Source organism: Modestobacter sp. URMC 112 (assembly GCF_053502575.1).
The window spans coordinates 1,890,781-1,917,174 of the sequence record NZ_CP199957.1 but is presented as its reverse complement, the minus strand read 5'-3'; the positions used below and the strand labels follow the sequence as shown (position 1 = coordinate 1,917,174).

Sequence of the window (26,394 nt, the reverse complement as noted above, 5' to 3'; positions counted from 1 at the left end):
TGCCGTGCTCACTCGTTGCCGAAGAAGAGCGCCCGGCCCAGGCGGGCCTCGATCGTGTAGTACTTCCACAGCTGCGCGTCACCGACCGCGTGCTCACGGATGACGCTGCAGAGCTTGGAGGCCGTGGCGTAGTCGGGGACATCGGCCAGGATGTACGCCGTCCACGGGAAGCCCGTGGAAGGTCCCACCATCACCTCGTCGTCGTCCATCGTCCCCAGGACACGGATCCCGAACCGCTCGGAGAGGGCTCCGAAGGCACGCCGCGTCTCCTCGAAGACCGCCTTGCGCTCGTCGGCACCTGCATCGAAGAAGGCGTCTCGGACACCGATGCAGAAGAGGGTGCGGATGAAGGTCCGGTCACCCTCGCGGTGGTCGGTCACTGTCGTCTCCTGTCTGGTCCGTCATCGATGGTCGACGGCTTGGCCGTCGCACTCGGTTGGGGGCACACGGGCCGCGGCGCGAGCCCCGTGGTGGTCGGTGCAACGGTTCGGTCCCGCACGACGGCACCGGGTGTCGGGCACCGCGGGACCGCCCTAGTGCACTCCAGCCAGACCCTCCGAGCGGTCGCCGCTGTCTCGAGCCGCGCCGAAGGACCCTGACCTGTGTGAGTGTTCGGGCTCACAGCGCCCCTGCCAAACAGCAAATATGGGTAGGTTGAATCGCGTTCTGCGATCCTGGAGGTCTGCCCCATGACGCCGCGTCCCCGGTTCACGCTGGCCCAGCTCCAGTACTTCGTCGCGGCGGCGGAGACGGGCAACATCTCCGCCGCCGCCATGCGCCTGCACACGTCGCAGTCCGGCATGTCGACGGCCATCCAGCGCCTGGAGCGCGACCTGGGGTGCGAGCTGTTTCTCCGGCACCACGCACGCGGCATCACGCTGACCGCCAGCGGTCGCCAGCTGCTGGACCGAGCCCAGGACCTCCTGCGGAGGGCGGGCGAGCTCCAGGAACTCGGTCAGCACCTGCAGACCGGCACGTCCGGCCCCCTGTCAGCAGGCTTCTACGTGACCCTCGCACCCTTCTACGTCCCGCTCGTCCTCGCCCGGCTGCGTGCAGCCCATCCCCGCATCACGGTCCAGGTCCTCGAGGCCGACAACGTGGGCCTGCACGAGTCACTCCGGTCAGGTAGCTGCGACATCGCGCTGACCTACGGCCTGGAGCTCGGCGACGACATGGCCTTCGAGCCGATCACCCGGGCGCGGCCGTACGCCTTCGTGTCCGCGCAGCATCCCGTTGCCGGTCGGCCGAGGGCGACGCTGCGCGAGCTCGCGCAGGCCCCGATGGTGCTGTTGGACCTGCCAGAGCTGAGCCGGTACATGCTCGGGATGTTCGAACAGGCCGACGTCCCCCTGCCCGAGATCATCCGCACCACCTCCTTCGAGACCATGCGCGCGCTCGTCGCAGCAGGTGACGGCTTCGCAATCGTGAGCCGCCGGCTCCATCTCTCCAGCGGGCCGGAGAGCGGGATCCGCACCGTGACGATCGAGGGAGCCCAGGACGTGGAGACCGGCCTGCTCCGGGTCGCCGCCCTCCGGCCCAACCGGCGCATGCAGGCGTTCGCCGAGGAGTGCCGCGCCGCGGCGACCGCGCTGACCTGACAGCCGCTGGAGGGACGAGGCGGATTCAGGCATCGGCCTAGGCGAAGAGGAAGCAGCGGACCGAGAGCGGAGCCTGCCCTGGGCCGGCGGCATCCGCCGGCACCCGCCTCGGACCGTGAGCCCCGCGGTGCGGCGCCGACAGCAGCGACGACCGTCGGCGCCGCTTTCGGCGTCCTCGGATCCCGGCGGTCGTCGTCGCCGTACCGCGAAGTGGCATCGCAAGTAGCGATGCAGTGCATCCACACAAGCCGTTTGAGTTCGCTGCCAGTGACGTCCAACACTCATGGCCACACCGGAGAGGCGCGACTGCGGGTCCCACGACCCTTCATCTCGTCGTACCGCCGGCCTCCGCTCCCCTGACCGATCCGTTCTCTCACCTTTGCCCAAGGAGGCTCAGCATGACCGAGATCAGCGAGGAACAGCGCCGGTTCCGCTCCGCGATGGCCAACCTGTCGGCAGCGGTGAACGTGGTCACCACCGATGGCCCGGGTGGCCGAGCCGGCATCACGGTCAGCGCCGTCTGCTCGGTGACCGACGACCCGCCGACGGTCCTGGTGTGCGTCAACCAGTCCAGCTACACGCACGACGTCTTCACGCGCAACGGCCGGATCTGCGTCAACGTCCTCGGCGCTGAGCACGAGGAGTTGGCCATGCACTTCGCGGGAGCCACCAAGATCCCGATGGAGGAGCGATTCGGGTGGGAGATCTGGGATCACGACACCGCGGAGGTGCCGGTCCTCAAGGACGCGCTCGTGGCCCTGGTCGGCCGCATGACCGGACACACGATCCGCGGGTCGCACTCGGTGATGTTCGTCGAGGTCGAGCGCACGATCGTGCGGGAGGACAGCGGCGGCCTGGTCTATTTCAAGCGGCAGTTCCACCGACTCGGCGAGCCCACCGTCACCACGGTGTGAGGGCTCCGCAGTCCGTCCGATCCCTCGCAAACAGTCCGCCCGAGAGCAACCAGGCCGCCCGCCACGCGGGTGACCTGATCACGCCAGACCTACACAGAAAGAGGACCTCGCCATGACGCAGACCACGGACGTGCCGTCCACGCCGGACTACCTGCTCCCCCCCACCATCCTCGACGACGTCCTCGCCGAGGTCGTCGAGCGCCGCGATGAGTTCCGTGCGCAGGGCTATGTGCCCCGGGACATGATCGAGAAGTTCAAGGAGGTGGGCATCTACCGCGCCGCGACCCCCAAGCAGTTCGGGGGTGACGCGCTGCCTCCCTCTGAGTTCCTGCGCATGGTCGAGCGCATCTCGGCGGCCGACGGATCGACCGGCTGGGTCGCCAGCTTCGGTTCCGCCCAGGTGTACCTCGCCGCCCTGCCCCTCGAGACGCAGGCGGAGCTCTACGCGGATGGTCCGGACGTGGCGTTCGCCGGGGGTCTGTTCCCCGTGCAGCCGGCGAAGGACACCGGCTCCGGCTTCCTGGTCAACGGCCGCTGGAAGTGGGCCAGCGGGTGCATGGGCGCCGACGTCCTCGGCGTCGGGATCCCGGGCGATGAGTCGACCGGCGGCAAGCCGCGGACGGTCCTGCTGCGTCCGGACCAGGTGGAGATCGTCCAGGACTGGGACGTCGTGGGCATGGCCGGCACCGGCAGCTTCGACCTCGTGGTCCGTGACGTGGAGGTGCCCAAGGAGCGGACGTTCATCCGCGGCGGGACCCCCACGGTGGACGAGCCGCTCTACCGCTACCCCTCCCTCGCGTACGCCGCGCAGGTGCTCGCCGTGGTCAACCTCGGCATCGCCCGCGCCGCCCTGGACTACGCCGAGGAGGTCGGCGGGGGTGGTACCGGAGTCACCGGCGCGCCCAAGCTGGCCGATCGTGCCTACTTCCGCATCGACATCGCACGGGCCGAGGCCCGGCTCCGGTCGGCACGGGCGTTCTTCTACGAGGCCGCGGACGAGGCCTACGCCGCAGTCGTCGCCGGCTCCGCGGTGACCGACTCCCAGAACGGGCTCCTGCGGCTCTCGGCGACCCACGCGGTCCAGACCGGCGCCGAGGTCGTCCGCTCGGTGTTCGAACTGTCCGGGACCAACGCCATCTACAACGACCACCCGCTGCTGCCCCTCCTGCGCGACTCGCTGGTGCCGACGCAGCACGCGTTCCTGACCTCGGCCATGTACGACGGGGCCGGCGCCGTGCTGATGGGGCAGCCCCCGACCATCCCGGGCTTCCGTTGAGCAGCATCGGCGAGCAGCTCGCCCAGCTCACCCAGGAGGTGCGGCAGCTGCGGGCCGAGGCCGAGGCACGGCGACTGCTCGGCCGTTACATGTTCCTGTGCGACTCCCCGCTGCCCCAGCCCGATGTCTCCGATGAGGAGCGCGCCCGTGCCATCGGCGACCTCTTCACCGAGGACGGGATCTGGGAAGGAGTGGGCGGCACGCACGGCGCCCAGTTCGGCCGCCATGTCGGGCCGGCGGCGATCGCCGCGCACATGACCGGCTTCTACACCGCGAGCAACCCGCGGCAGGTCTTCAACACCCACTACCTGTGCTCCGAGCAGCTGTGGGCCACCGTCGAGGGCGCCGAGGGGCAGTGGGTGCAGTTCCAGCCGTGGATCTACGACGACGGCCACTCCCTCATCCGGTCCAGCCGCCTGCACGTCCGGTTCCGCCCCACCGACGGCGGCTGGCGGATCTCGCACTACCGCACCGAGAACCTCTTCATCGGCGACCTGCCCGACCGCTGGTGGACGACGCACCTCGAGCGGTCCCAGCTGATCGCGCCCGCCCAGGACGCTTGAGCGTCCGGTCGGCCCGAGAGCCCATGACCCCGCGGTCCGGGAACGGCCCTCCGGTCGTGCCGGCTCCCCCCGCCCACCCAATCCACCCCGAGGAGAACCCCATGAGCATCGTCCAGAGCAGCCCCACCGCGGCCGGTTCGGGCGCCAACGCCACCGCGTCCTTCCGGTCCACCGAGCAGTACCACGCGGGCTCGGTGACGGTGCCGTCCGAGCGGGTCAGCGCCGTCGTCAGCGCCGTGCTGACCGGCGTTCACCAGGCCATTCGTGAGCACGACGTCACCTACTCGGAGTTCCAGGCGGCCAAGGCCTGGATGATCGAGGTCGGGGAGGGTGGCGAGTGGCCGCTCTTCCTCGACGTCTTCGTCGAGCACGTCGTCGAGGAGGTCGCCGCCCGCACCCAGGCAGGTACCAAGGGGAGCATCCTCGGGCCCTACTACCTGCCCGGCCAGGAGCGGCTCACCGCCCAGGCCACGCTCCCCATGCGGGACGACGAGCAGGGCACGCCGCTGGTCTTCGCCGGCCAGGTCCGCGATGTCGACGGCGCCCCGTTGGCCGGCGCCGAGGTCGACATCTGGCAGGCCGATCACGAGGGCTACTACTCCGGGTTCGCTCCCCACATCCCCGACGGGAACCTGCGCGGCGTCGTCGTCACCGACGCCGAGGGGCGCTTCGAGATCCGCACCATCCAGCCCGCGCCCTACCAGATCCCGACCGACGGTCCGACCGGCGAGCTGATCACCGCCGCCGGCTGGCACCCCTGGCGCCCTGCCCACCTGCACCTGCTGGTCCGAGCCACGGGGCACCGGACGATCACCACCCAGCTCTACTTCGCCGGCGGCGAGTGGCTCGACAGCGATGTCGCCGAGGCCACCAAGCCGGAGCTCGTCCTCGACCCCCGCGAGCAGGGTGACGGGAGCAACGCCGTCACCTACGACTTCGTCCTCGAGGCTGCCTGACCCCTGGCCGGCCCTGCCGCCGAACCGGCCATCAGCCCATGCGCAGCGACCTGGCGGCTGAGCCGGCCCGTGCCTGACCCAGCCACCCACGACCGGACCCTATTCGAAGGACGATCATGACCACGAACGAGCCACTCACCAGGCCATCGGGTCTGGCGGACGCCCGCAAGATGAACCGCATGGCCTGGATCATCACCGGGCTGCTGGTGGTGTTCCAGATCATCGCCTTCGCCGACAAGGCGGTCCTGGGTCTCGTCGCCACCGACGCGATGGGGGAACTGGGCATCTCGCCGGTCCAGTTCGGCTTCATCGGCAGTGCCTTCTTCTTCCTCTACGCGGTCGTGTCCTTCGCCACCGGCTTCATCGCGACCAGGGTCACCGTGAAGTCGATCCTCCTCGTGATGGGCGTGACCTGGGCGGTCATGCAGTTCCCGATGCTGCTGGGCGGCGGTGCTGCGGTCCTGCTCGCGACCCGGATCGTCCTGGGAGGCGCCGAGGGGCCGGCGACGGCCATGTCCCTCTCGTCCGCCCATGGGTGGTTCCGCCCGCAGGATCGCGCCCTGCCCAGCAACCTCATCGCCGCGGGTTCCACCCTCGGTCCGGTGATCGCTGCCCCCCTGCTCGTCTGGGTCATCGTCGCCTGGGGCTGGCGTTGGGCGTTCGGCGTCCTGGGGATCGTCGGCCTGGCCTGGGTCCTCGCGTGGCTCGTCATCGGCGCGGACGGGCCGTTCGCCAGCCGCCGCACCGCACAGACGGATCGACGCCACGCCGATGAGCCCATCGAACCGGTGATAGAGGCGGTCGACAGCGTCGGGCTGGAGGAGCCGACCGCCGACCAGCTGGAACTGGAGGAGCAGCGCCACAACTTCGACGCCCAGCACCCGGTCCCGCTGCGCGCCATCCTGCTCAGCACGTCCTTCGTCGTGGCCGTCCTCGCCGGTCTGACCAACTTCTGGACGCAGGGCTTCCTCACCACCTGGTTCCCGAAGTACCTGGGCAGCGTCATCGGTCTCGGTCCGGCGGGCGTCGGGTGGGCGACCACCTTCCCATGGGTGTTCGGCGCCGCCCTGCTGCTCGGACTGGGCTTCCTCGGTCGGAACCTGATGCGTGGCGGTCGCTCGGTCCGGACGTCGATCGTCCTGCCCTTCTCGATCTCCCTGGTCGTCGCGGGCGTCTGCTTCCTGCTCGTGCCCATGGTCGGCGGACTCGCCGCCGTTGCCCTCCTCACCATCGGCGCCGGCTGCAGCGTGATCTACCCGATGGCGCCCAGTGCCATGGCCTACGCGGTGACGCCGAAGCAGCGGCCGTTGGTGATGGCCGCCCTGGGCGGTCTCGCCTCCGTCGGAGCGATCATCTCGCCCACCGCCGTCGGGATCTTCATGGACCGGGCCGGCTACCGGGCGGTGCCCAAGGGGCAGCCGGAGACCGCCGAGATGGCGGCGAACATGGCCAGCGGAGTCAACAACGCCTTCGTCCTGGCGGGGGTGATCCTGCTGGTGGGCGGTGTGCTCTCGGCCTTCTTCTTCCGCCCGGACGCCACCGCCCGGCAGCTGCAGCGCCGCTATGCGGCCTCGGCGACGACCGGGGAGTAGTCCTCGACCGACGGCGGAGGTCCCCGGCCGGATCAGACCGACGCCGTGCGCATGCCCTGCCCGTCCCCCGGCACCTCGCCGGCGAAACTCTCCCACCTGTCACCCACCCTGGAGGAACCGATGACCACCCCTGCTGTGTCCGAGCCCGTGGACCCCACCTCGGACACCCCGACCTATGACGCGCTGCTGGCTGCGATCACCGACCCGACCGGCCGGGAGGTGCTGGACCCGGCCACCGGTGAGGTGGTGGGCCGGGTCGCGGAGAAGACCGCCGCCGACCTGGACGCCGCCGTCGCTGCCGCCCGCGCCGCGCAGCCGGGCTGGGCCTCACGGACCGACGCCGACCGGGTCGAGCTGCTCAACCGCGCCGCCGACGCCATCGAGGCCGCCGCCGAGCCGCTGGCCGAACTGCTCTCCCGCGAGCAGGGCAAGCCGCTCAACGGCCCCAACGCCCGCTTCGAGGTCGGCGGCTGCGTCGCCTGGCTGCGGGCCACCGCCGGCACCCCGCTGCCTCGCGAGACCGTGGTCGACGACGAGACCACCCACGCCGACCTGCACTACCGCCCGGTCGGCGTGGTCGGCGCGATCGGCCCGTGGAACTGGCCGATGATGATCACCATCTGGCAGGTCGGCCCCGCGCTGCGGATGGGCAACACCGTCGTCGTCAAGCCCTCGGAGTACACCCCCCTGAGCGTGCTCGCCCTGATCGAGGTGCTCAACCGGGTCCTGCCCGCAGACGTCCTCACCCCCGTGGCCGGCGGCCGCGACGTCGGCGCCCGCCTGTCCTCCCACCCCGACATCGACAAACTGATGTTCACCGGCTCCACCGCCACCGGCCAGGCCATCATCCGCAGCTCCGCGGACACCGTGAAGCGCCTCACCCTCGAACTCGGTGGCAACGACGCCGGCATCGTGCTGCCCGACGTCGACCCCAAGGCCATCGCCCAGGACCTGTTCTGGGGCGCGTTCATCAACACCGGCCAGACCTGCGCCGCGCTCAAGCGGCTCTACGTGCACACCGACGTCTACGACGAGGTCTGCGCCGCCCTCGTCGACGTCGCAAAGGCCATGCCCATGGGCCGCGGCCTGGACGAGAACAACGTCCTCGGCCCGCTGCAGAACAAGGCCCAGTACGACATCGTCACCCGCCTCGTCGACGCCGCCCGCGACGGCGGCGGCACCGTCCTGCTCGGCGGGGACCCCGACCCCGACGCCCCCGGGCACTTTTACCCCACCACCATCATCGCCGACCTCGACGACACCAACCCCCTCGTCGCCGAGGAGCAGTTCGGTCCCGCCCTGCCCATCATCCGCTACGACGACCTCGACCAGGCCGTCGCCATGGCCAACGCCCTCGACGTCGGCCTGGGCGCCTCGGTCTGGAGCAGCGACCGCGACACCGCCCGTGCCGTCGCCGCCCGGCTGCAGGCCGGCACCGTCTGGATCAACTCCCACGGCATGGTCCACCCCATGATCCCCTTCGGCGGCCACAAGAAGTCCGGCTACGGCCTGGAGTTCGGCGTCGAAGGCCTCAAGGCCGTCGCCGTCCCCCAGGTCATCAACGGCTGACCCCACACCAGCGCACCACCGCCCCGGCACCCCTGGCGCCGGGGCGGTGGCACGTCCTCACGGCATCGGCCCTGTTCGGGGCATGCACTCCGACAACGGCGCCCTCCCCATCCGCGGCCGCCGCGTCCGAGCCGTCCGAGGGCGGCGCATCGAGACGTCCTCGGACCAGCGCTCCTTGCCGACGGCTGGGCCGCTCCGGCCGGTTCGGACACCTGATCGGATCGCTCGAGGGCCAGGCACTCGCTCACGCCGCGTCGTACTCGACGGGATGACAGGTGGCTCTCGACCGGGGCTCAGGACACGCGGACACCGCGCCACGGCGAGCGGCGGCCGTCAGCCGCCGAGAGCCGCATTCGTGGACGGGCCGGTCGCCCGCGGGAACCGCTGGCCACGGAGCCCTCGGCCGATGTCGGCGGCGGCGGCCCACAGCGAATGCAATACCTGCCGGTCGTCACGCCGTTCCACGGGCAGCGTGGCGGCGATGGCCGCGATGACCCGATCGGTGCCGCCGAAGACCGGCACCGCCAGGCTCTTGATGCCCGCGACGCAGAGTTGACGGTCTTCCGCCCAGCGACGGTCCCGGATGCTCGCGAGCTCGCTGCGGAGCCTGGCCAGGTCGCTCATCCCATGGGCAGCGAGCCAGTCGAGGTCGGCGTCGTCCATTGAGTCCAGGGCCTCGTACTGGTCGGGGCTGTAGTGGTCATCGCTCCTCCCGATCCGGCTGTCTCCCCTCCGGCCGTGGCAGGAGGAGGCACGGATCGATCCCGTACCCGGAACCGGTGCGCGGCGCGCCGTGGTCCGCGTGGTGGCCATCCCGGGGACTCGGCCGCTCGTCACGCGCCGAACATGCGCCCAGCTGAGCATCCGGTGCAGACGAGCGCGACCTGCCGGTCCGTCCACCGGACTCACCGGTCGAGCGGGCGGCCGGGATGGACTCCAGGGCGCCCTCGGGGGCTCATGATGACCGCGTCGAGCGCGCGCAAGGCCCTGCCGAGGCGGTCCGGACGGCCTGCCGGTCGTCGCCGTCCCCACTCCGGCCGCGGGCCTCCCCCGGGGACCCCGCACGGAGGCGGGAAAGCCGAGGGACGAGCGCCCCGCACCGTGCCGTCGAACACGTGCGGGGCCGACCGTCAGTGGCAGCGGGGAGCGTCGTCCGAGCCGTGCCTGGGCTCGGACGGCGGGACGTCCAACGCAGGGTTCTGGTCGAAGAAGTTGGTGGGGATGAGCATGAAGCTCGCGATCTCCGTCGGCATGACCGGCCAGTCCTCCGAGCGAGGGACGTGCGTCACACCGAGGGTGTGCCACAGGACGACGTCGGTGTTCTCCACCGGCCGGTTCGACGTGGTCCACTCGGGCAGCCCAGCCCCACGCCGACTCCCGTTGGCGTGCTCACCGGCGGACCGCAGCTCGTCCGGCGCGTAGGGCGTCACCCAGATGTTCTTCGTCGCGAAACCGGCTCGCTTGACCATCAGCGAGGGTTCCTGGGCGATCAGGGTGTCCGAGGCCCAACCGGGCAGGAGCTTGTAGCCGACCGGCATGCCCCACTTGTTCCTCTTGTTCGGGTTGACCACCGACCAGCTGCGGGCGGTCTGTGGGTTGGTGAAGCCGTCACCGTCGTGCTCGCTGGCGATCAGGGTCTTGGTGGCACTGATGGCGTTGCCGTTCGGGTTCGCCGGTCCGACGGGAGGGCCACCGACGTCGTTCTGGTAGACGGAGTTCTGCCATCCGTCCACCTCCATGTCGAGGCGGAAGGAGAACAGGTGCTGGTGGTAGGTGGCCGCCAGGTTCTCTGCGACCGGAGTGGCGTGCGCGGGCACCTCACCGGGCTCGATGGCGCGCGTCTGCACGATCCCGAGCAGCTTGGTGTCGACCTCGATGTGGCCGTCCTGGAAGAAGTTCCAGTAGAAGCCGTAGTGATAGTTGCCGACCGTCCCGATGGAGCTGACCACCAGCTTCCGCGCCCGGCGGACGTCCACGTTCCCGGTCACCCAGTCGGTGTGCTTCCAGAGGATGCCCGCGTCCTCCTCGTGGATGCAGATGGCGTTCTCGATGACGGTGGGGTTGCCGTCGTCGTCGGCCATGACGGCGTCCAGGTAGACGATCTCACCGAGGCAGTCGCACCCCAGCCGCAGCGAGTTGGCCAGCTTGCCCAGGCCGTACTCGCCGACGTCGAAGGCGCTGCGCCAGTAGTGCGCGCCGTCGGGGTCGCCGTAGGGCACCAGCATCTCCGACAGTGCCCCCCGGTGCATGACCGACCGGTACTCATCGCCGTCCCGGTACTCGACGCCGGTGATGACCAGACCCTCGAGCGGGTGCAGGTTGATCCGGAAACGCCACTTCTGCCACGTCATCTGCGGGCCGTCGAGGGTGAAGCTGACGCCCTCGGGCTGGCTGATCTCCAGGGGCTTGATGTCGGCCCGCATCGGCTGGTTGTCCTCGGGCCTGTAGTTGTTGCAGATCGGGTTCATCGGCTTCACGCCGTGGTCCTCGATCGCGACCACTTCCTGGTTGACCGTGTCCACGATCGCGACGAGACCCTCGACGATGTGCGCGTACCCGTTGTCCTCCGGGTAGTGCCGGTAATAGGTCACCGAGCACCAGATCCGCCGGCCCGTCAGGTCGAGGTCGGCACGGTTGCCCGCGCCGAACGGGTCCAGCTGAACGAGGTCCAGGTCGGTGATGCCGCGCTTGGCGAGGGCCTCCACGTACCGCGGATCCGCCTTGGCCAGGTCGGCGACGAGCGCGACCTCCTCGGCGAGCATCGGAGCGCCGCCGTCGGTCAGCTGCACCGACGACACGACCGACGTGGTCGCCAGGTCGACGACGACGTCGAAGGTGGCCGCCGTCGTGCGGTCGAGGACCATGGCGCGGGCCCTCCGGCCGACCGTCTCGCCGGCCCGCAGCCGTGCCTTGTCGGGCTCGTCGGTGAAGACGGCGCCGAAGCCCGGCCGCTCGCCACCGATGCCTGCGGCCCGGATCACCTGCGAGACGGCACTGATCTCGTCAGCCGTGAGTGCGTCGAAATGGGGGCTGTGCATGGTTGGTTCCTCTCTCACGCGATCCGGCTACGACACGTCGTCCCGCCTCGGGCGGGCCGCAGTTCACCGTCTCGGGATGGTGATGAGCTGGGGTCAGCTCAGGTTGATGAAGACGCTGCGGGGCTCGGTGAACTCCTCGATCGAGTACGAGCCCATCTCGCGGCCCCAGCCGCTCATGCCGAGCCCGCCCCACGGCGCACCGGGGTCGATGAGCGGGAGCTGGTTCACGAAGACCGTGCCGGACTGGATCCGCTTGGGCAGGTTGTGGGCGGTCTTGAGGTCCTGCGTCCAGATCACCGCGGCCAGGCCGTAGTCGGTGTTGTTGGCGCGGGAGACCGCCTCGTCGACGTCGTCGAACGGCATGATGGACAGCACCGGCCCGAAGATCTCCTCGCGCGCGATGGTCATCTCGTCCGCCACCTCGGTGAAGACGGTGGGTCGGTAGAAGTACCCCTTCTCCAGCTCGCCGCCGACCCGCTCGCCCCCCGTCACCAGCTGGGCACCCTCGGACCTGCCGCTCTCGACGTAGCCGGCCACCCGGTCGAGGTGTTCCTGCGAGACCAGCGGACCGACGACCGTCTCGGGGCGGTGGCCGGGGCCGATGGTGAGCGAGTCGGCTGCGGCGGCGATCTTCGAGGTGAACTCCTCCGCCCGTGAGCGGTGCACGAGGAAGCGCGTGAAGGCCCCACACGCCTGACCGGAGTTGAACAGCGCGCCCTGCAGGTTGCCGACGACGGCGGCGTCGAGGTCGGCGTCGGCGCAGATGATGCTCGGGGCCTTGCCACCCAGCTCCAGCCCGACCCGCTTCAGGTCGTACGAGGCGCTCCGCACGATCTCCTGGCCCACCGCGGTGGAGCCGGTGAAGGAGATCTTGTCGACGCCGCGGTGGGCGACGAGCGCCTTGCCGACCTCGGGACCACCGGTCAGGAGGGTGACGACACCGGCGGGCACGCCGGCCTCGACGCACAGGCGCGCGAGATAGGCCGTGGACAGGGGCGTCTGCTCGGCCGGCTTGAGGATGGCCGCGTTCCCGGTGGCCAGCGCGGGGGCCAGCTTCCAGGCGGCGATGCCGAGCGGGAAGTTCCACGGCGTGATCAAGCCGACCACACCCATGGGGGCGCGGGTCTGGTAGGTGAACTGGTCGGGGATGGAGACCGGCGAGACCTTGCCCTCGAGCTTCGTGGCGAACCCGGCGTAGTACCGGAACACCTGCGCCGACAGGGGGATCGAGACGTTGGTGCTCATGAAGGTCGGCTGCCCCTGGTCGAGAGTCTCCAGGGCAGCGAGCTCCTCGCCGTTCCGTTCGATCAGGTCCGCGATGCGCCACAGCAGCTGACCGCGGGCATCCGGCGACATCGACTGCCAGGCGTCGGACTCGAAGCCCCTCCGGGCCGACTCGACGGCGGCGTCCACGTCAGCAGGCGCGGCCTCCGCGAACGTCCCGATCGGCTCGCCGGTGGCCGGGTCGATCGTGGTCCCGGTCGCCCCGGTGGAGGCATCCACCCACTCCTGCTCGATGAGCAGCTGGACTGCGTGCATCGGCCTCTCCTCCGTCTGCGGCCTCCCTCGCGAGGCCTTCCCACGCAACGTCCCACAGGCGATCACACACCGGCAGTCGAGCGGTCCGGTGACCGAACCCGGTCGCCCGTCAGCCCTTCTGCAGCAAGCGCAGCACATCGCACAGGCGGTCCAGCACGGCCTCGGTTCTCTCCACCGACCGGTAGATCGAGTGCTGCAGGACCAAGCCGTCCAGCGCCGCGAAGACCAACCTGCTGATGGCGCCGTTTGGGTCCGCCATCCCGACCCCGTGCCCCGAGTACGGCGTGACGGACAACCAGCAGCGCATCGAACTGATCCTCGACCTCTATCCCGAGGTCGCGATCTGGGAGGGGGCGGCCAGTACTACGACGACCAGTTCGGTCGAGCTGTCGGCAAGGACCAGTTGCGCGCCCACTTCAACCGGCTCTGGCCGGCGGAGCAGGACCCGGAAGTGATCCTCAACGCCCACTGGCTCACCTCCGAGCAGATCCTCGTGCACGGGAACGAGGCCGACGGTCAGTGGATCCACTTCCAGCCGTGGCTCTTCTCCGACGGGAAGTCCCTGATCCGCGCCAGCCGGCTGAACAACGCCTTCCGCAAGGTCGGCGGGCAGTGGAAGATCACCCTAACGCGCACCGAGAACGTCGCCATCGTCGACCTGCCGGACTCCTTCGCGAGCAGCTACCCGATCAGGTCGGTCCTGTTGAAGGCGCCCGGCACCGACCACACGAACGCGCACGTCGCCGACGCTTGATCGTCGACGTCCTGCGGCAAGTGGCGCTCGACGCGTGCCGCACCGGCACAGGGCTGTCAGTTCGGGACCAGCTGTCGCCCGGAGCCGAGCGGCAGCCCTGCCCCGGACCCGGACCCGGACACCGGCGCGGCTGCCGAGCCGGAGAGCGGGGCGGCTCGGCGGCCGGTCTCCGGCCCGACCACACCGCACGGTCGTGCCGACGACGGCAGTCCGCTCAGCGGTCCGCGCCCTCGCATCGACGTCGCGTACACCAGAGCATCACGGTGCATCGCCGAACTCCAGGAGGACGATCATGGGCGCCACCCACCAGGCACCCACGGAGAAGATGTGGCACTCCGTGCTCGCGGAACTCGCCGAACGCCGGGCGGAGTTCCACGCGCAGGGATACGTGCCCCGTGACTTCATCGAGAAGTTCTTCCCGTTCGGGGTGTACCGGCACGCCACGCCCGTCGAGTTCGGCGGCGAGGTGATCCCGCCGCACGAGTTCCTCAAGATGATCGAACGGATCGGCCGCGTCGACGGCTCCACCGCGTGGGTGGTCGGCTTCGCGTCAGCGAACACGTACCTCGGCGCCCTGCCGATCGACACGCAGGCGCAGATCTACCAGAACGGTCCGGACATCGTCATGGCCGGCGGTCTCTACCCGATGCAGAAGGCTGAGCGGACGGCGACCGGCTTCCGGGTCAGCGGTCGGTGGAAGTTCGCCAGCGGCTGCATGGCCGCCGACTACATCAGCGTCGGTCTTCTCGACCAGTCCGCGGGCGGCAAGCCGCGCGCTGCACTCCTCCCGGCTGACCAGGTGACGATCGTGCAGGACTGGGACGTCAACGGCATGGGTGCGACCGGATCGTTCGACACCGTGCTGGAGGACGTCGAGATCCCGCTCGAGTGGACGTTCATCCGCGGTGGCGCGTCACTCATCGACGAGCCCCTGTTCCGCTACCCCGCCATCGGATACCAAGCGCAGTGCCACGCGGCCATCGGGCTGGGCGTGGCCCAGGGCGCGCTCGACCACGCGCAGAACGCGGGGTCCTACAAGGGGATCACTGATGCCCCGCCCGTCGGCAAGCGCGCCTACTACCGCACGGAGTTCGCCAAGGCGTACGTGGCCCTCCAGTCGGCCCGCGCCTACTTCCTGGACGTGGCGGAGGAGGTCTGGGAGACCGCCAGCGCGGGCGACGAAGCCTCCCCGGAGCAGAAGGCCCGGCTGCGACTCAGTGCGGTCAACATCGCCGACGTCTCCAGTCAGGTCGTACACGACATCTCCAAGGTCTCCGGCTCCGCGGTCATCAACAAGTCGCATGCGCTCAACCTGATCCGTCTCGACGCGCAGGTCCCCCAGTTGCACGCTGCGCTCAGCCAGCACATGTACGACGACGCCGGGGCCGTTCTGCTCGGGCTGGAGCCGACCACGCCGGGCTTCCTGTGACCCGACCTCGCCGGTCCGACCACGACCGAGCGCAGAGGGCCGACGCCATGACGATCGGGTCCAGCGCCGACGACTCCACGACCTCCGGCTCGCTGACCTCCTGCGTGCCGACCCGGTCGCCGGTCGGCGCTAGACGCCGAGCGGCTGCGGCAAGTCCACCCTGATCACCGCGCTGGCCGGCTTCGAGCAGGTCAGTGCGGGGTCGCTGCTGGTCGGTGGCCATGCGGTCACCGGACCCAGCCTGGACACCGGGATGGTGTTCCAGAGCAGCGAGGCGCTGTTCGACTGGCTGACCATCCGTTAGAACATCGAGTACGGCCCAGGATGCGGAAGAAGGCCAAGCCGCAATTTCTTCGAGCCCTACATCGAGTTCTTCCGCTTCGTGCCGCCGATCGCGTCCATCTCCCTGGCGGTCATCTGGTCGGGCTCGGCGAGACGTAGAAGATCGTCCTGATCTTCTACGCGGCGGTGTTCGTGGTCATCCTCAACACGCTCGCGGGTGCCGTCGCGACGGACGAGGACAAGATGCACGCTGCGGCCAGCCTGGGGGCGAGCCGGCTCCAGGCGCTCTACTCCGTGGTACTGCCGTCAACGGTCCCGCAGATCGTCACCGGGGCGCGCCTGGCGATGGGGAACAGCTTCCTCACGTTTGACTCGGCCGAGATCGTCGCCGCCGACAAGAGCCTGGGAGTCTTGATCTGGACCTCACGCCAACTTCGGTCGGATCGACTGGACCTTCGTCGGATCATCACGCTCGGCGTCCTGCGTTCCGTGTTCGACCGCGTGCTGCGCGTGGCGGTCCGGCCACTGGCCCGGTACAAGGCGAAGATCTGACACCTCCAGGGGCCGCTGCGGTCGGCGTCCACCGTGGCCGGCGTCGTCGACCCCTGCGCCAGCGGTCTGCAGATCCGTGGCTCCGCTGCGCTCACCTGGGTGGATGGACGTCAGGAGCTCGCCTACGACCACGTCGATCGGGTTCCCCGAGCCGGTCGGGCCCTGCAACCGTCCCCATCCGGGTTGACGGGTTCGGTGAGCGGAACCGGCCGGTCCGCCGGCTCGATTTCCCTGCGAACCTCAGTCGGTGACCCCGCTCACTTCGCCCGGACCGCCCGCCGCGCCCCGAACTGGCGACTCGTCCCAGCTCGGGGACGGTGGCGTCAGGCGCTCGGTCCGCGGGGCCCTCGAGGACGCCCGGGCCGAACGACGCGTCGCTGAGCCGCACGGCGCTGTCCCGCTGGTCCAGGGAGATGGCGCGCCCGGCGCGGGTCCCGGTGGTCCTGTCCGCGCGCCCGCCGTCGTCGTGAGCACAGGACCGCCTCGACGTCCCATCCCGCCGACCATCCCCCACATGAGGAGCCCCCAGTGACAGAAGCAGCCGACCGCCGATCCGGAGCAGTGGTCGCCGCGGCCGAGACCGGAGGAGACGGCCAGCTGAGGGGCAACATGGGCACCCTCAAGCTCATCCTGACCGTCCTCGCCGTCTCGGCCCCCCTGGGCGCCGTCGCCGGCGTCGTGCCGATCGTCATCGCTGCCGGCAACGGCATCGGCGCCCCTGGCACCTATCTCATGATCGGCGTCATCCTGCTGCTGTTCGCGGTGGGCTTCACGACCATGACGCGGCACATCCCGCGCGCCGGCGCGTTCTACGCCTACGTGACCGCCGGACTCGGCCGCCCCCTTGGACTGGGCGCCGCATTCGTGGCGCAGTTCGGCTACCTGACCCTCCTGCTCGGCGCGTACGGGTTCCTCGGCATCGCCTTCAACGCCCTGCTCGTCTCGTACGGGGTGGCGAGCGTGCCGTGGTGGGTCTACTCGTTGGCCGCCTTGCTGGCGGTCACCGTCCTGGGCCACTTCAACGTCGAGGTGTCCGGGCGGGTCCTTGCCATCCTCATGGTCCTCGAAGTGCTCATCGTCCTCGCGCTGGACGTACCTGTGCTCGTCCAGGGCGGCCCCGAGGGCTGGTCGCTCGAGTCCTTCACCCCTGGGGCGTTCACCTCCGGTTCCGTGGCCCTGGCGATCCTGTTCGCCAGCGCGACCTTCGTCGGCTTCGAGGCCACCGCGATCTACCGCTCGGAGGTGCGCGACCCGCGACGGACCGTCCCCCGAGCCACCTACCTCGCCGTCACGCTGATCGCCGCGTTCTACGTCCTGACCGCCTGGGCGCTGATCACCGCATTCGGCAGCAGTGCGGTGGTGGGCCTGGCGCAGGAGGACCCGACCACGCTCTTCAGCAACGCGATCGGAGCCCGCTTCGGGTCGGCGGCGCAGCAGGTCCTCGCGGTGCTGCTCGTGACCAGTGTCTTCGCGTCCGTGCTGTCGTCCCACAACCCGATCGCGCGGTACGTCTTCTCACTGGGACGCGACGGCGCCTTCCCGAGCGTCCTCGGGCGGTCGCACCGCCGCCACGGATCGCCTGCGCACGCCTCGCTGGTGACGTCCGTCGTCGCCGTCCTCGTCGCGCTCCCCTTCGTCGTGTCCGGCCTCGACCCGGTCAGCTTCTTCTCCTGGATGTTCGGCATCGGCGCCCTGGGATTGCTGGCCTGCATGGCCCTGACCTGCCTTGCCGTCATCGTCTTCTTCCGTCGCAAGCCGGCCCCGGAGCCGATCTGGAACACGCTCATCGCCCCCGGCCTCGGCTTCATCGGGCTGGTCGTGATGCTCGTGATCGTCAGCTCCCGGTTCAGCCTGCTCATCGGTGGGTCCACGACCCTCTCCGTGGTCTTCCAGCTCGTGCTGCTGGGCCTGGCCGTCCTGGGCGTGGTGCTGGCCCGGGTCTGGGCCCGCACGCGGCCGGAGACCTACGCCCGGATCGGCGGCCAGGAGGACCACGACGCCACGGCAGCCACGTCGGACCGGACCTCGACCGTGACGGCCACCTGATCGACCGGGGTGGCGTGGCGAGCTGACGTCTGCAGCGCCGCGGTGGCACGGGTCGATGTACTCGATGCCGCCGGAAGTCGGACAAGCCCGGCGCTCGCTACGCCACGCGTTGACAGACGGCCCAGCTGAAGGCGTTCCTGTTGCCCCCCCAGGCTGACGCACCCCAGGCCGGGACGCTCCAGTCCATCGACGGACCGGCCTCAGTCCATCGACGGACCAGCCTCCCGGGGCGGTTGGACCGGACGGCTGCTGACGCCCCGGGGTCGCACCGCACGTCCTGCAGGACACCTCGCGCGCTCGCTGGCGCGGGACAGCGCTCGGGCTCGGGGGGCGCACCGGTGGTCCCGGTGCGCCCCCCGAGCCCGATGGACGGCTCAGGACCTCTCGTCAGGCCTCTCGGCCGGGCAGGTGGAACAGCCCCTCGGGGTCCCATCGAGCCCGCAGCGAGCGCACCCGGTCCCAGTTGGCCGGGGTGAAGGACCGCGCCAGCCGGCTGGGGTAGGCCTGGTGGTCGGCCTCGCTGATGAAGGCGCCGGTGGAGATCGGCTCCAGGAGCTTCGACATCTCTGCCATCCAGGAGCGGTTCGCGTCATCGGTGGCGGGGTCGTGCCAGAGCGCGTAGGCCATCACCAGGGTGCGTTCGTCCATGGAGAAGGCCGCGTCCTCCGGTGACAGTCCCAACGGCGATCCGTTACCCATCATGAGGGCGACGAAGTTGCTCATGCCGGAGGGGGCTCGGAGGAAGGCCTCCTGCAGGGGCACCATGGCCCCTTCGACGTCCTGGTCGGTCCAGAAGGCATCGGCCAGGTAGCGGTGGTCCTCGGGGTACTCGGCGTCGAAACCCGTCGACAGCTCCTCGAACGGCACGGGCTCGAGGCTCGTGTGCGCCAGCGGCTCGACGCCCGGACCGTCCTCCAGCGGCGCCAGTGCCTTGCGGGCCTCCTCGAGGCTGTTGGCGTAGGCCATGGCGGTGACGCTGACCACGAAGTCGGGGAAGCCCTCGCTCGGGACGTGCTCGTGGCGTTCCGGGCCGCCCGCAGCCGTGAACACCTCGACGTTGGACGGCAGCGAGGCGGACGCCTTGCTCACCCAGCGGGCGACCGTGGCGAGGTCCTCGTAAGCGAACACCCAGGACGACACGCGGGTGTCGCCAGGTCGGTCCTGCAGCTCCACCTCGAACTCGGTGACGACCCCCGGGAAGGCTGGACCGGAGCCGCGGGCGAGCCACAGCAGCTCCCGGTTCTCCGACTCGGAAGCGACCACGAGGTCACCCGCTGCCGTCACGACGCGCAGACTGCGGACGGAGAAGCACGCGGGTTTCCACTGACCGGAGTTGAGCCCGATCCCCCCGCCCAGGAGGTACCCACCTGAGCCCGGCGTCCCGCAGTGCCCGGTCGGGTAGGCCAGGCCCTGCGCGGCCACCGCCGCGATCACCTCGCCGCCGCGGGCGGCCGGCCCGACCCGCATGGTCCGCGCGTCAGCGTCGATCTCGACGTGGTCCAGGGCGGACAGGTCGATCAGGACCCCGCTGTTGCGCACCGCGGCACCGCACCAGCTGTGACCGCCGGAGAGCACGGCGACCTTGTGCCCCTCACGACGTGCGTCCTCGACGACCGCGACGACCTCGGCCTCGGATCGTGGACTCGCCACCACGTCGGGCGCACGACCGAACGCCAGCTTGTTGAACACCAGGTCGGTGAGGTGCCTGTCAAAGCCCTCGTCTCCGCGACCGAGTCGCGCGATGTCCGTGTCCACCGTGTCTCCCATCCGTTGTCGCCCGTGTGTCCTCGCTGGTGCCCCTGGGCGCCCATGCCCACTGGTGGGGGTGGTCCGTCGTTCTGTCAGGGTGCTCAGGCGGTCGGCACGTCGTCGACGACCAACTGCCGCGACTCGTGACAGTGGAAGAAGCGCCATCCGTCGCCCGTCCGCCGCAACCCGAAGCTGTACCTCGCCTCTCCGTCGAACGGCTCTGCGACGCCCTTGATCTGGAAGCTCGTCGCCACCGTGGAGTAGACCAGCGCCACGTCACCGAGCACCGCCACGTCGGACTCGACCTCCCGCCACTCCCGGATGCTCTCCAGGACCTCCGGTATGTGGCTCCAGTAGGCCACGACCTCGTCCCAGGTGCGGCAGGCCTGGGCGTACTCCTCCGGCTGGTAGACGAGGTGCGCGTTGCCCTCATCCCACAGGCGGGCGATCGCCGGCAGGTCCATGGCGCGCATCGCGTCTCCGTACGCCGTGCACATCGATCGGACGGCGTTCTCGTCCTCGGTCATCGGTTCCTCTCTCGACGCTGGATCTGCTGACGCCAGACGGGTCGTGACGACGCCATCAGGAGACGCCCGTGCCACCCTCCTCCGGAGGGCGGACGACGTTGCACGGCCGGTGATGGCCGAGCCGGCTCCCGCTGGGTGATCCTGACGGAGGAGCCGCGGGGCCCTCGGTCACCGGTTCGCTCAACGGACCCAGGTCGGCTCAACGGACCCAGGTCGGCACCTGCCCCGGACATCGACGACTCAGCCAGCTGACAGCTCGATTGAGACCCGTTCCGTCAGTTGCGGGGAATCCCTGTACGGCGCGGTTATACGCATGGAGAATCCTGTGACACCCTTCACAGACCCTCCGGAGCGCCGCATGTCCTCACTCGCCACGATCGAGCGACTCGACCTCGACGAGGGCGACGGCTGCCCCAAGTCGGTCCTCGGCAAGGTGCAGCTGCTCCTCGGGGCCTTCGGCGCCGGTGCGTTCCAGCTGCGCCTGACTGAGCTCAGCCGGCGGTCGGGGGTCCCGAAGGCATCGGCCTACCGGCTGGCCCAGGAGCTCGTCCAGTGGGGGCTGCTCGAGCGCCAGGGTGACAACTACCAGTTGGGCATCAGGGTCTTCGAGCTCGGTCAGCGGGTCCCGGTCATCGCCGTCCTCCGCAGCGTCTCCCGGCCGTTCCTGGTCGACCTCTTCGCCACCACCCGGGCGACGATCAACCTCACGGTGCTCGACGAGGCCCACGTCCTCCTGCTGGAGAAGGTCGCCGGAGAGGCCAACGACCAGGCCTACGCCGAGGTCGGGAGCCGACTCCCGGCGTCCTGCACGGCCACGGGCAAGGTGCTCCTGGCCATGCGCCCGGAGGGAGAGGCGGTGGTGCGGCACTACGAGGCAGCTGGACTGCCCCGCGCCACCTCCCGCAGCGTCGCGACCTCTGCGGCCCTCAGGGGGCAGCTGAGCGAGGTTCGCAGCCGCGGGTACGCCGTGGAGACCCACGAGACGCTCACGGGCTACGGCACTGTGGCCGTACCGGTCACCGGGTACGACGGATTCGTGCACGCCACCGTGTCAGCCACCCTGCCGGCGAACCGGATGTCGGTGCCGCGGCTCGTGCCGCAGCTGCAGGGCGCCGCCGCGGGGATCGGGCGGGCCGTGGACAGACGCCTGGTGGACAGGTACGACGCTGTCCCGGGGCTGTCCAGAGCGTTCTGACTCCCCCCGGAGTCGCGCCGACCGGCCACCGCCTCCTCCCGGGGGCGGCCTGTCAGGAGGTGGCCGACGGCGATCGCCGTCCGGTCGCGGCCCGGTCGGCGAGCATGGTGAGCAGCTCGCGGAGGTGGCCGAGGGCGGCCTCGGTGCGTTCGGGCGCGCTGCGCAGGGCGTCCTGGATGCTGAGGCCGTCGACGGCGGCGAAGATCAGGACCGCCCATGAGCCGTCGGGGTCGTCGATGCCCAGGGCATGCAGCGTCCTGGCGACCTCGGCGAAGTACTGCTCGTAGGGGCGGACCGCCAGGCTGCGGTCGGTGGTTCCGCGGATGGCGCTCAGGGCGATGTCGAACTGCAGGACGCGCCGTGGCCAGCCCTCGTCCCCGGTGGTGATGAGGCCCTCGGCGAAGTCGTCGGCTCGGTCGGTGGCCAGCCGGACATCGTCGATGTCGGCCACGGCGGCCAGTTCGAGTGCTTCCTCGAGCAGCGCCTGCCGGGTGCCGAAGTAGTGGCGGACCAGTCCGTGGGTCACCTGGGCCCGCGCAGCGACCGACCGATGGGTCACGACGTGCGGGCCCTCCCGGCCGGCGATCTGGATGACCGCCTCGAGCAGCTTCTCGCGCGTGGACAGGGCGGTCTCGGACTCGCGGGCCGACTCACCCTGTGATGCGGTCATCAGTGGATCCTCACGGGTTGTCGGGGAATGGACTAGGTGGCGGCGCGCCCGCTACCGAGGTCAACACAACTGAAGCGGCATGGCATCGTCGACGGTGTCCCTACCTGAGACCATGCGGGGTGTCGGCTAGGAGGTACAGCCCGGCCGGATCCGGGCGCGATGAGGAGTCCGCGTCGATCCAGGTCCCCAGGGGTCGGAGGCGACGCGATCGGCCGACGCTGTCGTGTTCCGTGGCGCAGTGGATCGTGGGGCTCGATGCGCGCATGCGGTGTCACCGCGCGTTTAAGACGGACGGTGACCGCCAGGGGTGGGCACATGGTGGGCGCGGCCGCCCTGACGACGATGGCGTCCCATCTGCTCGACATGGCCGCGATCGTCGACCTGCCTTCAGCGAGGCGAGACACCGGTCCTCTGCTCCCTGGATCTCCTCGGAGTGCCACAGCCGCCGTCGTCGTATCAGCTGTTTCCGGACGCTGGCACCAGCCGTCGTGTACGGCATGGCCAACGTATGGCCGGCTGGGCCTCCGACTGAAGCCATGTTCCGCTGAGCAGACCAACTCCACCGGATCGCGCGCACCCGTCGCGGATACGTCCGCCAGCTGGGCCGACCTAGTCGACCGCCAGGCGGGGGACGTCGGCACGATGCGGACGGTTTGGGTCGAGGTCGTTCTCGGCGGGCCCACGTGCCCGGTTGCGGCCACGCCGACACCGGTCGAGCCGCTGGGTCGGGGCAGCGCTCGGGCCGTGATCGGCCCGGGCTCGAACCCCAGACGACACGCGAGTACGGGCCATCGACTTCCGAGCCGACCCGCCGCCGCTCCGGCGGGGTGCCGCTGGCACGGGTCGGCTGTTGCTCGACGCGGGCGCAGGGCGGTCGAGACCCGATGTGCGGCGGTGCGGCCACGCCGTTCCACTCGCACACCCCTCACCAACCAGGAGTGTTGCGACAAGCCGTGGAACCCGCCTGCCGCCAGGGGGTCAGACTTCGCCCGCCGTTGACACGCCGCCCAGTACAGCATGCGTGCCTTGTCAGTTCACCCCTGGGATCAGTGCTGAGCATGCCGGTGATGCCGGTGGGCCCAGCCAGGCTTTCAGTTCCTGACTCCGCCGACCGTGGGGCGGACCAGTCCCCGGCCACGGCGCGGCAGCTCAGGCAGCGGTAGACCAGTCGTGTCGGCTCGCGGGCCTTGCTCGCTGCTGTGTGGAGTGGTGCTCACGGTCCCGCCCATTCGGTCGGGGTCACGATGGGGACCGAGAGGGGATGGGCTCCTCCTCGACCGGCGTGCTCCCCATCCGCGCGTAGCGCGCGGGATCACGTCGGCGAACCAGGAGCGCGAACGCGAACGCGGCCACGAGGGTGACCAGGTGCACCCAGGGCAGCGAATTGATGACCGGCGACTGGCTGCCTGTCAGAGCCGGGTAGTTGACGAACGACAGGAAGGTCGCCACGGCCAGTGCAACAGCAGCGATCGCCGGGGCGATGACGTGCGCGAAGTCCCGCCGTCCCTGCCGCCAGAAGAACACGACGATCGAGAGCGAGGTCAGCGTCAGCAACGACTCAAGGCCGACTGCGCCGAGTCCGGTCAGGGAAGTGGCGAGGTTGAGCAAGGGATCGAGGTCAGCAGCGGCGAACCCGAACACCAGTATCGATAGGACGACGATCTGGGCAATGCTCGCGACGTAAGGCGAACCCCGATGGGGGTGGGTTCGTGCGAGCGGAGCAGGGAGGAAGCGGTCGCGGGCCAGGGCGTAGAAGTACCGGGCGGCGGCGTTGTGGAACGCCAACACCGCGGCGAAGGAACTCGACACCACCAGCACGCCGATGACATCGACTGCCCACGTGCCCAGATACTGGTCCGTCACCGCGAAAAGGAAGTTCCCCGGGTCCTCCCCCGCGGCGGCTCCAACCCGGTCGACCCCTACAGCCGCAGCCAGTCCCCACGCGCACAGGACGTAGAAGACCCCCACCACCGCGACGGCAGCGTACGTGGCACGGGGAACGGTACGCACCGGGTCGCGGGTTTCCTCCGCGTAGATGGCCGTGCCTTCGAAGCCCAGGAAGGACGAGAGCGCGTAGATGACTGCCACCCCGATGGAGCCGCTGGCGATGGCGGTCGGCGCGAAGACCTCGAGGGAGAAGGCCGAGATCCCCGCCTGGAACAGGATGCCGGCGATAAGCATGAGGAGGATGGCGACCTCTAGAAGCAACGCGACGGTCAGCACTCGAGCCGACACCGTGACCTTGCGGAAGGACAGCAGCAGGATCAGCGCGATGCCGATGGCGGCCCAGACCGGCCATGGCAGGTCGATGCCCAGCATCCGGTTGGCGACATCGGCGGCGAAGAACGCGAGCGCACCGCAGGTGGCGGCCGACAGCGCGTTGTAGCAAATGGCCGCCGTGTACGCGGCGACCAGACCGAGCGGACGCCCTAGGCCCTGGGCGATGTAGGCGTAGAAGGCGCCCGCGTTCCGAACATACGGGACCGCCCGCACGTAGCCGACGGAGAACAGGAGCAAGACGAGCGCGGCGAGGAGGTACGTCCCAGGCGTGCCAGCACCGTTCCCCAGTGCGAACGCGATGGGGATGAGGGCGACGACCACGGCCATGGGCGCCGCAGCGGCGAGGACCATGAAGACGACGTGAGGAGCGCTGAGACTGCCAGCGGCCAAGCTACCGGCTCGCTGCCGCGTCTGAGCCGGGTTCCCGGTCTCGGTCGCGGAGCTCGTGTCTTCGTGCATGCGTGCTCCTCGGGGGTGTCATCCGCCTTTGCCCAGTTCGGGCAGGCTGCAGCGAGGGAAGCACCGCACCCCAACCGGAGGGAGGAAGCGTTTCGGTGAACGGACCGGTGCCAGCCCGTGCACGGCACAGAAGTCGCAGCCCCATGCGGCAGCCGAGACGGGGCTTGCGACGTCGCATCACTACAGATCGGTCTGCTCTCACCTGTCGCCAGGGGGCCAGAGTCGCGCGCAGCTGACATCGGGTGGGCCGGAGGTGGCAGCCGGCCTACTCGAGCCCTTCGCGGCCGCGGCGCATGCATCGGTGACGTCCCCGTTGTTGCCGTAGCTGTCGACCTTGTTGCCCACGGAGCAGATGGCGCCGGCGGCGCCGAGCCGGTCGGTGTAGCCGCCACACCTCCGACGCTGACCGCGATGGTCGCCACCTCCATGCCTGATCTGGGGTTGAAGTCCGCCGGCCCGGTGAAGGTCCGGCCGGGCAGGAACGACCGTTCCAAGTAGTCGTGCAGCCGCTCGACCAGCCCCTTGGCCTCCGGATCGGCCGGCCGGCAGACCAACACCTTGGTCGTCAGGGTGCCGAGGAAGCCCTGGCATGCCTCGGTCAGCTCGCTGCGCCCGCCCCGCCACCGGCCGACGGCGCCCTCGCCGTCCCAGACCAGCACCCGCGGCACCGCCCCCCGGTCGGCGATCGGCTGCCTCCAGCCGGCGAACAGGTCCCCCGCGGTGCGCGAGGGGATCAGCACCGCGGCGGCCCAGCGGGAGTAGCCGCAGACCATCGGAAGCTGAGCCGGCGGGCGGGTCTGCCCGCACCCCACCGGCAGGCTGACCGGCGGAGACCCCAGGCGGCTCGACCTCATCCACGATCGAGGGCGCCGGAGCTCGCTCGTACTTCGGCGGGCCGGCGCTGCGCAACGCCGCCTTCACCGTGTTCTTCTAGACCCCCAGCACGCGCGCGATCTGCCTGATCGGCAGCCCCTCGGCCCGGTGCAGCCGGCGGATCTCTGCCCAGTCCTCCACTGCCAGCACCCCGTTCCTCCCCGGCTCGGCTCAAGCCAGGGTCTCGGGAGGGGGTCATTTTCGCCCGTCGCGAGGGCGCCGTTTTCCGGCGCCGTCGACACAGCCGCGTACGACGCTTCCCATGCCCGATCTTCAACCGGCCGGTTCACCTCTGGAGCCCTCCACATCAGCGGACGGGCATCGTCCGCGAGTGCGCCACCAGCCCTCACGACGGCCGAAGCCCTCACCCCTCATGGGAGGGCCGCGCAGGAGCCGCCTCACCGGAGATGAACTAGAGAGCGGCCATGCAGCCTCGTCACCATGACGGCCGACCGCTCCCTGATCGCGCGGCTCGCCGCGCACGAGTCGTGGGCCCACACCGCCGACCCGAGCGCGCGGACGGCGCCGGCACG

The 26,394-nt window shown here is 70.1% G+C and carries 22 protein-coding genes and 1 pseudogene; 13 read left to right on the top strand and 10 right to left on the bottom strand.

The window, feature by feature from the left end; all coding sequences use genetic code 11:
- Nucleotides 1–8: 8 nt before the first annotated feature.
- Nucleotides 9–380 (bottom strand): hypothetical protein, encoded by a 372-nt coding sequence (locus ACWIX6_RS08995; protein ID WP_448616500.1) that lies wholly within the window; start codon nucleotides 378–380, stop codon nucleotides 9–11.
- Nucleotides 381–689: 309 nt separating this feature from the next.
- On the opposite strand from ACWIX6_RS08995, the gene ACWIX6_RS08990 reads away from it, so the two are divergent.
- The 7 genes from ACWIX6_RS08990 to ACWIX6_RS08960 all read left to right on the top strand — a co-directional run bounded on the left by ACWIX6_RS08990 (nucleotide 690) and on the right by ACWIX6_RS08960 (nucleotide 8,468).
- Nucleotides 690–1,598: a LysR family transcriptional regulator gene (locus ACWIX6_RS08990; protein WP_448616499.1), complete on the top strand. Its 909-nt coding sequence runs from the start codon at nucleotides 690–692 to the stop codon at nucleotides 1,596–1,598.
- A gap of 398 nt (nucleotides 1,599–1,996) precedes the next feature.
- On the top strand, nucleotides 1,997–2,512 hold the full coding sequence (locus ACWIX6_RS08985; protein WP_448616498.1) for a flavin reductase: 516 nt from the start codon (nucleotides 1,997–1,999) through the stop codon (nucleotides 2,510–2,512).
- Nucleotides 2,513–2,624: 112 nt separating this feature from the next.
- Complete coding sequence (locus ACWIX6_RS08980; RefSeq protein WP_448616497.1) at nucleotides 2,625–3,788, top strand: acyl-CoA dehydrogenase family protein; 1,164 nt, start codon at nucleotides 2,625–2,627, stop codon at nucleotides 3,786–3,788.
- The gene (locus ACWIX6_RS08975; RefSeq protein WP_448616496.1) at nucleotides 3,785–4,351 is read left to right on the top strand and encodes a nuclear transport factor 2 family protein; all 567 of its coding nucleotides are present in this window, start codon (nucleotides 3,785–3,787) and stop codon (nucleotides 4,349–4,351) included. The genes ACWIX6_RS08980 and ACWIX6_RS08975 overlap by 4 nt, the downstream gene beginning before the upstream one ends.
- A gap of 101 nt (nucleotides 4,352–4,452) precedes the next feature.
- Nucleotides 4,453–5,307, top strand: coding sequence for a catechol 1,2-dioxygenase (gene catA / locus ACWIX6_RS08970; RefSeq protein ID WP_448616495.1), 855 nt, complete (start codon nucleotides 4,453–4,455; stop codon nucleotides 5,305–5,307).
- A gap of 116 nt (nucleotides 5,308–5,423) precedes the next feature.
- Nucleotides 5,424–6,899 (top strand): MFS transporter, encoded by a 1,476-nt coding sequence (locus ACWIX6_RS08965; protein ID WP_448616494.1) that lies wholly within the window; start codon nucleotides 5,424–5,426, stop codon nucleotides 6,897–6,899.
- A 120-nt stretch (nucleotides 6,900–7,019) separates the two neighbouring features.
- Complete coding sequence (locus ACWIX6_RS08960; protein WP_448616493.1) at nucleotides 7,020–8,468, top strand: aldehyde dehydrogenase family protein; 1,449 nt, start codon at nucleotides 7,020–7,022, stop codon at nucleotides 8,466–8,468.
- 333 nt (nucleotides 8,469–8,801) lie between these two features.
- On the opposite strand, the gene ACWIX6_RS08955 is transcribed toward ACWIX6_RS08960, so the two are convergent.
- From ACWIX6_RS08955 to ACWIX6_RS08940, 4 genes are all read right to left on the bottom strand, one after another.
- Entirely contained in the window at nucleotides 8,802–9,131 is a 330-nt protein-coding gene (locus ACWIX6_RS08955; RefSeq protein WP_448616492.1) for an IclR family transcriptional regulator domain-containing protein, read from the bottom strand.
- Nucleotides 9,132–9,598: 467 nt separating this feature from the next.
- Nucleotides 9,599–11,506, bottom strand: coding sequence for a primary-amine oxidase (locus tag ACWIX6_RS08950; RefSeq protein ID WP_448616491.1), 1,908 nt, complete (start codon nucleotides 11,504–11,506; stop codon nucleotides 9,599–9,601).
- A gap of 93 nt (nucleotides 11,507–11,599) precedes the next feature.
- Nucleotides 11,600–13,045, bottom strand: coding sequence for an aldehyde dehydrogenase family protein (locus ACWIX6_RS08945; RefSeq protein ID WP_448616490.1), 1,446 nt, complete (start codon nucleotides 13,043–13,045; stop codon nucleotides 11,600–11,602).
- A 109-nt stretch (nucleotides 13,046–13,154) separates the two neighbouring features.
- Nucleotides 13,155–13,352, bottom strand: a complete 198-nt coding sequence (locus tag ACWIX6_RS08940; RefSeq protein ID WP_448617029.1) for a hypothetical protein — start codon at nucleotides 13,350–13,352, stop codon at nucleotides 13,155–13,157.
- Here ACWIX6_RS08940 and ACWIX6_RS08935 point away from each other — a divergent pair.
- The 5 genes from ACWIX6_RS08935 to ACWIX6_RS08915 all read left to right on the top strand — a co-directional run bounded on the left by ACWIX6_RS08935 (nucleotide 13,314) and on the right by ACWIX6_RS08915 (nucleotide 18,108).
- On the top strand, nucleotides 13,314–13,799 hold the full coding sequence (locus tag ACWIX6_RS08935) for a nuclear transport factor 2 family protein (protein ID WP_448616988.1): 486 nt from the start codon (nucleotides 13,314–13,316) through the stop codon (nucleotides 13,797–13,799). The genes ACWIX6_RS08940 and ACWIX6_RS08935 overlap by 39 nt on opposite strands.
- A gap of 292 nt (nucleotides 13,800–14,091) precedes the next feature.
- On the top strand, nucleotides 14,092–15,228 hold the full coding sequence (locus ACWIX6_RS08930; RefSeq protein ID WP_448616489.1) for an acyl-CoA dehydrogenase family protein: 1,137 nt from the start codon (nucleotides 14,092–14,094) through the stop codon (nucleotides 15,226–15,228).
- A gap of 160 nt (nucleotides 15,229–15,388) precedes the next feature.
- Nucleotides 15,389–15,532: a hypothetical protein gene (locus ACWIX6_RS08925; RefSeq protein ID WP_448616987.1), complete on the top strand. Its 144-nt coding sequence runs from the start codon at nucleotides 15,389–15,391 to the stop codon at nucleotides 15,530–15,532.
- A gap of 140 nt (nucleotides 15,533–15,672) precedes the next feature.
- The gene (locus ACWIX6_RS08920) at nucleotides 15,673–16,062 is read left to right on the top strand and encodes an ABC transporter permease (protein WP_448616986.1); all 390 of its coding nucleotides are present in this window, start codon (nucleotides 15,673–15,675) and stop codon (nucleotides 16,060–16,062) included.
- A 528-nt stretch (nucleotides 16,063–16,590) separates the two neighbouring features.
- Entirely contained in the window at nucleotides 16,591–18,108 is a 1,518-nt protein-coding gene (locus ACWIX6_RS08915; protein ID WP_448616488.1) for an APC family permease, read from the top strand.
- A 387-nt stretch (nucleotides 18,109–18,495) separates the two neighbouring features.
- Here the strand turns inward: ACWIX6_RS08915 and ACWIX6_RS08910 are convergent, their stop codons facing one another.
- Nucleotides 18,496–19,863 (bottom strand): FAD-binding oxidoreductase, encoded by a 1,368-nt coding sequence (locus ACWIX6_RS08910; RefSeq protein WP_448616487.1) that lies wholly within the window; start codon nucleotides 19,861–19,863, stop codon nucleotides 18,496–18,498.
- Nucleotides 19,864–19,958: 95 nt separating this feature from the next.
- Nucleotides 19,959–20,384 (bottom strand): YybH family protein, encoded by a 426-nt coding sequence (locus ACWIX6_RS08905; protein ID WP_448616486.1) that lies wholly within the window; start codon nucleotides 20,382–20,384, stop codon nucleotides 19,959–19,961.
- Between the two features lie 358 nt (nucleotides 20,385–20,742).
- On the opposite strand from ACWIX6_RS08905, the gene ACWIX6_RS08900 reads away from it, so the two are divergent.
- Complete coding sequence (locus ACWIX6_RS08900; protein WP_448616485.1) at nucleotides 20,743–21,579, top strand: IclR family transcriptional regulator; 837 nt, start codon at nucleotides 20,743–20,745, stop codon at nucleotides 21,577–21,579.
- A 52-nt stretch (nucleotides 21,580–21,631) separates the two neighbouring features.
- Here the strand turns inward: ACWIX6_RS08900 and ACWIX6_RS08895 are convergent, their stop codons facing one another.
- The 3 genes and pseudogenes from ACWIX6_RS08895 to ACWIX6_RS08885 all read right to left on the bottom strand — a co-directional run.
- Nucleotides 21,632–22,249 carry a TetR/AcrR family transcriptional regulator gene (locus tag ACWIX6_RS08895; RefSeq protein ID WP_448616484.1) on the bottom strand — a complete coding sequence of 206 codons (618 nt, stop codon included), beginning with the start codon at nucleotides 22,247–22,249 and terminating at the stop codon, nucleotides 21,632–21,634.
- Between the two features lie 1,239 nt (nucleotides 22,250–23,488).
- Nucleotides 23,489–24,988: an APC family permease gene (locus ACWIX6_RS08890; protein ID WP_448616483.1), complete on the bottom strand. Its 1,500-nt coding sequence runs from the start codon at nucleotides 24,986–24,988 to the stop codon at nucleotides 23,489–23,491.
- 440 nt (nucleotides 24,989–25,428) lie between these two features.
- Nucleotides 25,429–26,011: pseudogene (locus ACWIX6_RS08885) on the bottom strand (IS21 family transposase); the annotation flags it as partial.
- Nucleotides 26,012–26,394: the final 383 nt, after the last annotated feature.

What these genes read in the sequence shown, in the direction of transcription:
- ACWIX6_RS08990 (WP_448616499.1), top strand. Translation starts at nt 690, where the DNA reads ATGACGCCGCGTCCCCGGTTCACGCTGGCCCAGCTCCAGTACTTCGTC.
- ACWIX6_RS08985 (WP_448616498.1), top strand. Translation starts at nt 1,997, where the DNA reads ATGACCGAGATCAGCGAGGAACAGCGCCGGTTCCGCTCCGCGATGGCC.
- ACWIX6_RS08980 (WP_448616497.1), top strand. Translation starts at nt 2,625, where the DNA reads ATGACGCAGACCACGGACGTGCCGTCCACGCCGGACTACCTGCTCCCC.
- catA (WP_448616495.1), top strand. Translation starts at nt 4,453, where the DNA reads ATGAGCATCGTCCAGAGCAGCCCCACCGCGGCCGGTTCGGGCGCCAAC.
- ACWIX6_RS08965 (WP_448616494.1), top strand. Translation starts at nt 5,424, where the DNA reads ATGACCACGAACGAGCCACTCACCAGGCCATCGGGTCTGGCGGACGCC.
- ACWIX6_RS08960 (WP_448616493.1), top strand. Translation starts at nt 7,020, where the DNA reads ATGACCACCCCTGCTGTGTCCGAGCCCGTGGACCCCACCTCGGACACC.
- ACWIX6_RS08955 (WP_448616492.1), bottom strand. Translation starts at nt 9,131, where the DNA reads ATGGACGACGCCGACCTCGACTGGCTCGCTGCCCATGGGATGAGCGAC.
- ACWIX6_RS08950 (WP_448616491.1), bottom strand. Translation starts at nt 11,506, where the DNA reads ATGCACAGCCCCCATTTCGACGCACTCACGGCTGACGAGATCAGTGCC.
- ACWIX6_RS08945 (WP_448616490.1), bottom strand. Translation starts at nt 13,045, where the DNA reads ATGCACGCAGTCCAGCTGCTCATCGAGCAGGAGTGGGTGGATGCCTCC.
- ACWIX6_RS08940 (WP_448617029.1), bottom strand. Translation starts at nt 13,352, where the DNA reads ATGCGCTGCTGGTTGTCCGTCACGCCGTACTCGGGGCACGGGGTCGGG.
- ACWIX6_RS08930 (WP_448616489.1), top strand. Translation starts at nt 14,092, where the DNA reads ATGGGCGCCACCCACCAGGCACCCACGGAGAAGATGTGGCACTCCGTG.
- ACWIX6_RS08905 (WP_448616486.1), bottom strand. Translation starts at nt 20,384, where the DNA reads ATGACCGAGGACGAGAACGCCGTCCGATCGATGTGCACGGCGTACGGA.
- ACWIX6_RS08900 (WP_448616485.1), top strand. Translation starts at nt 20,743, where the DNA reads ATGTCCTCACTCGCCACGATCGAGCGACTCGACCTCGACGAGGGCGAC.
- ACWIX6_RS08895 (WP_448616484.1), bottom strand. Translation starts at nt 22,249, where the DNA reads ATGACCGCATCACAGGGTGAGTCGGCCCGCGAGTCCGAGACCGCCCTG.
- ACWIX6_RS08890 (WP_448616483.1), bottom strand. Translation starts at nt 24,988, where the DNA reads ATGCACGAAGACACGAGCTCCGCGACCGAGACCGGGAACCCGGCTCAG.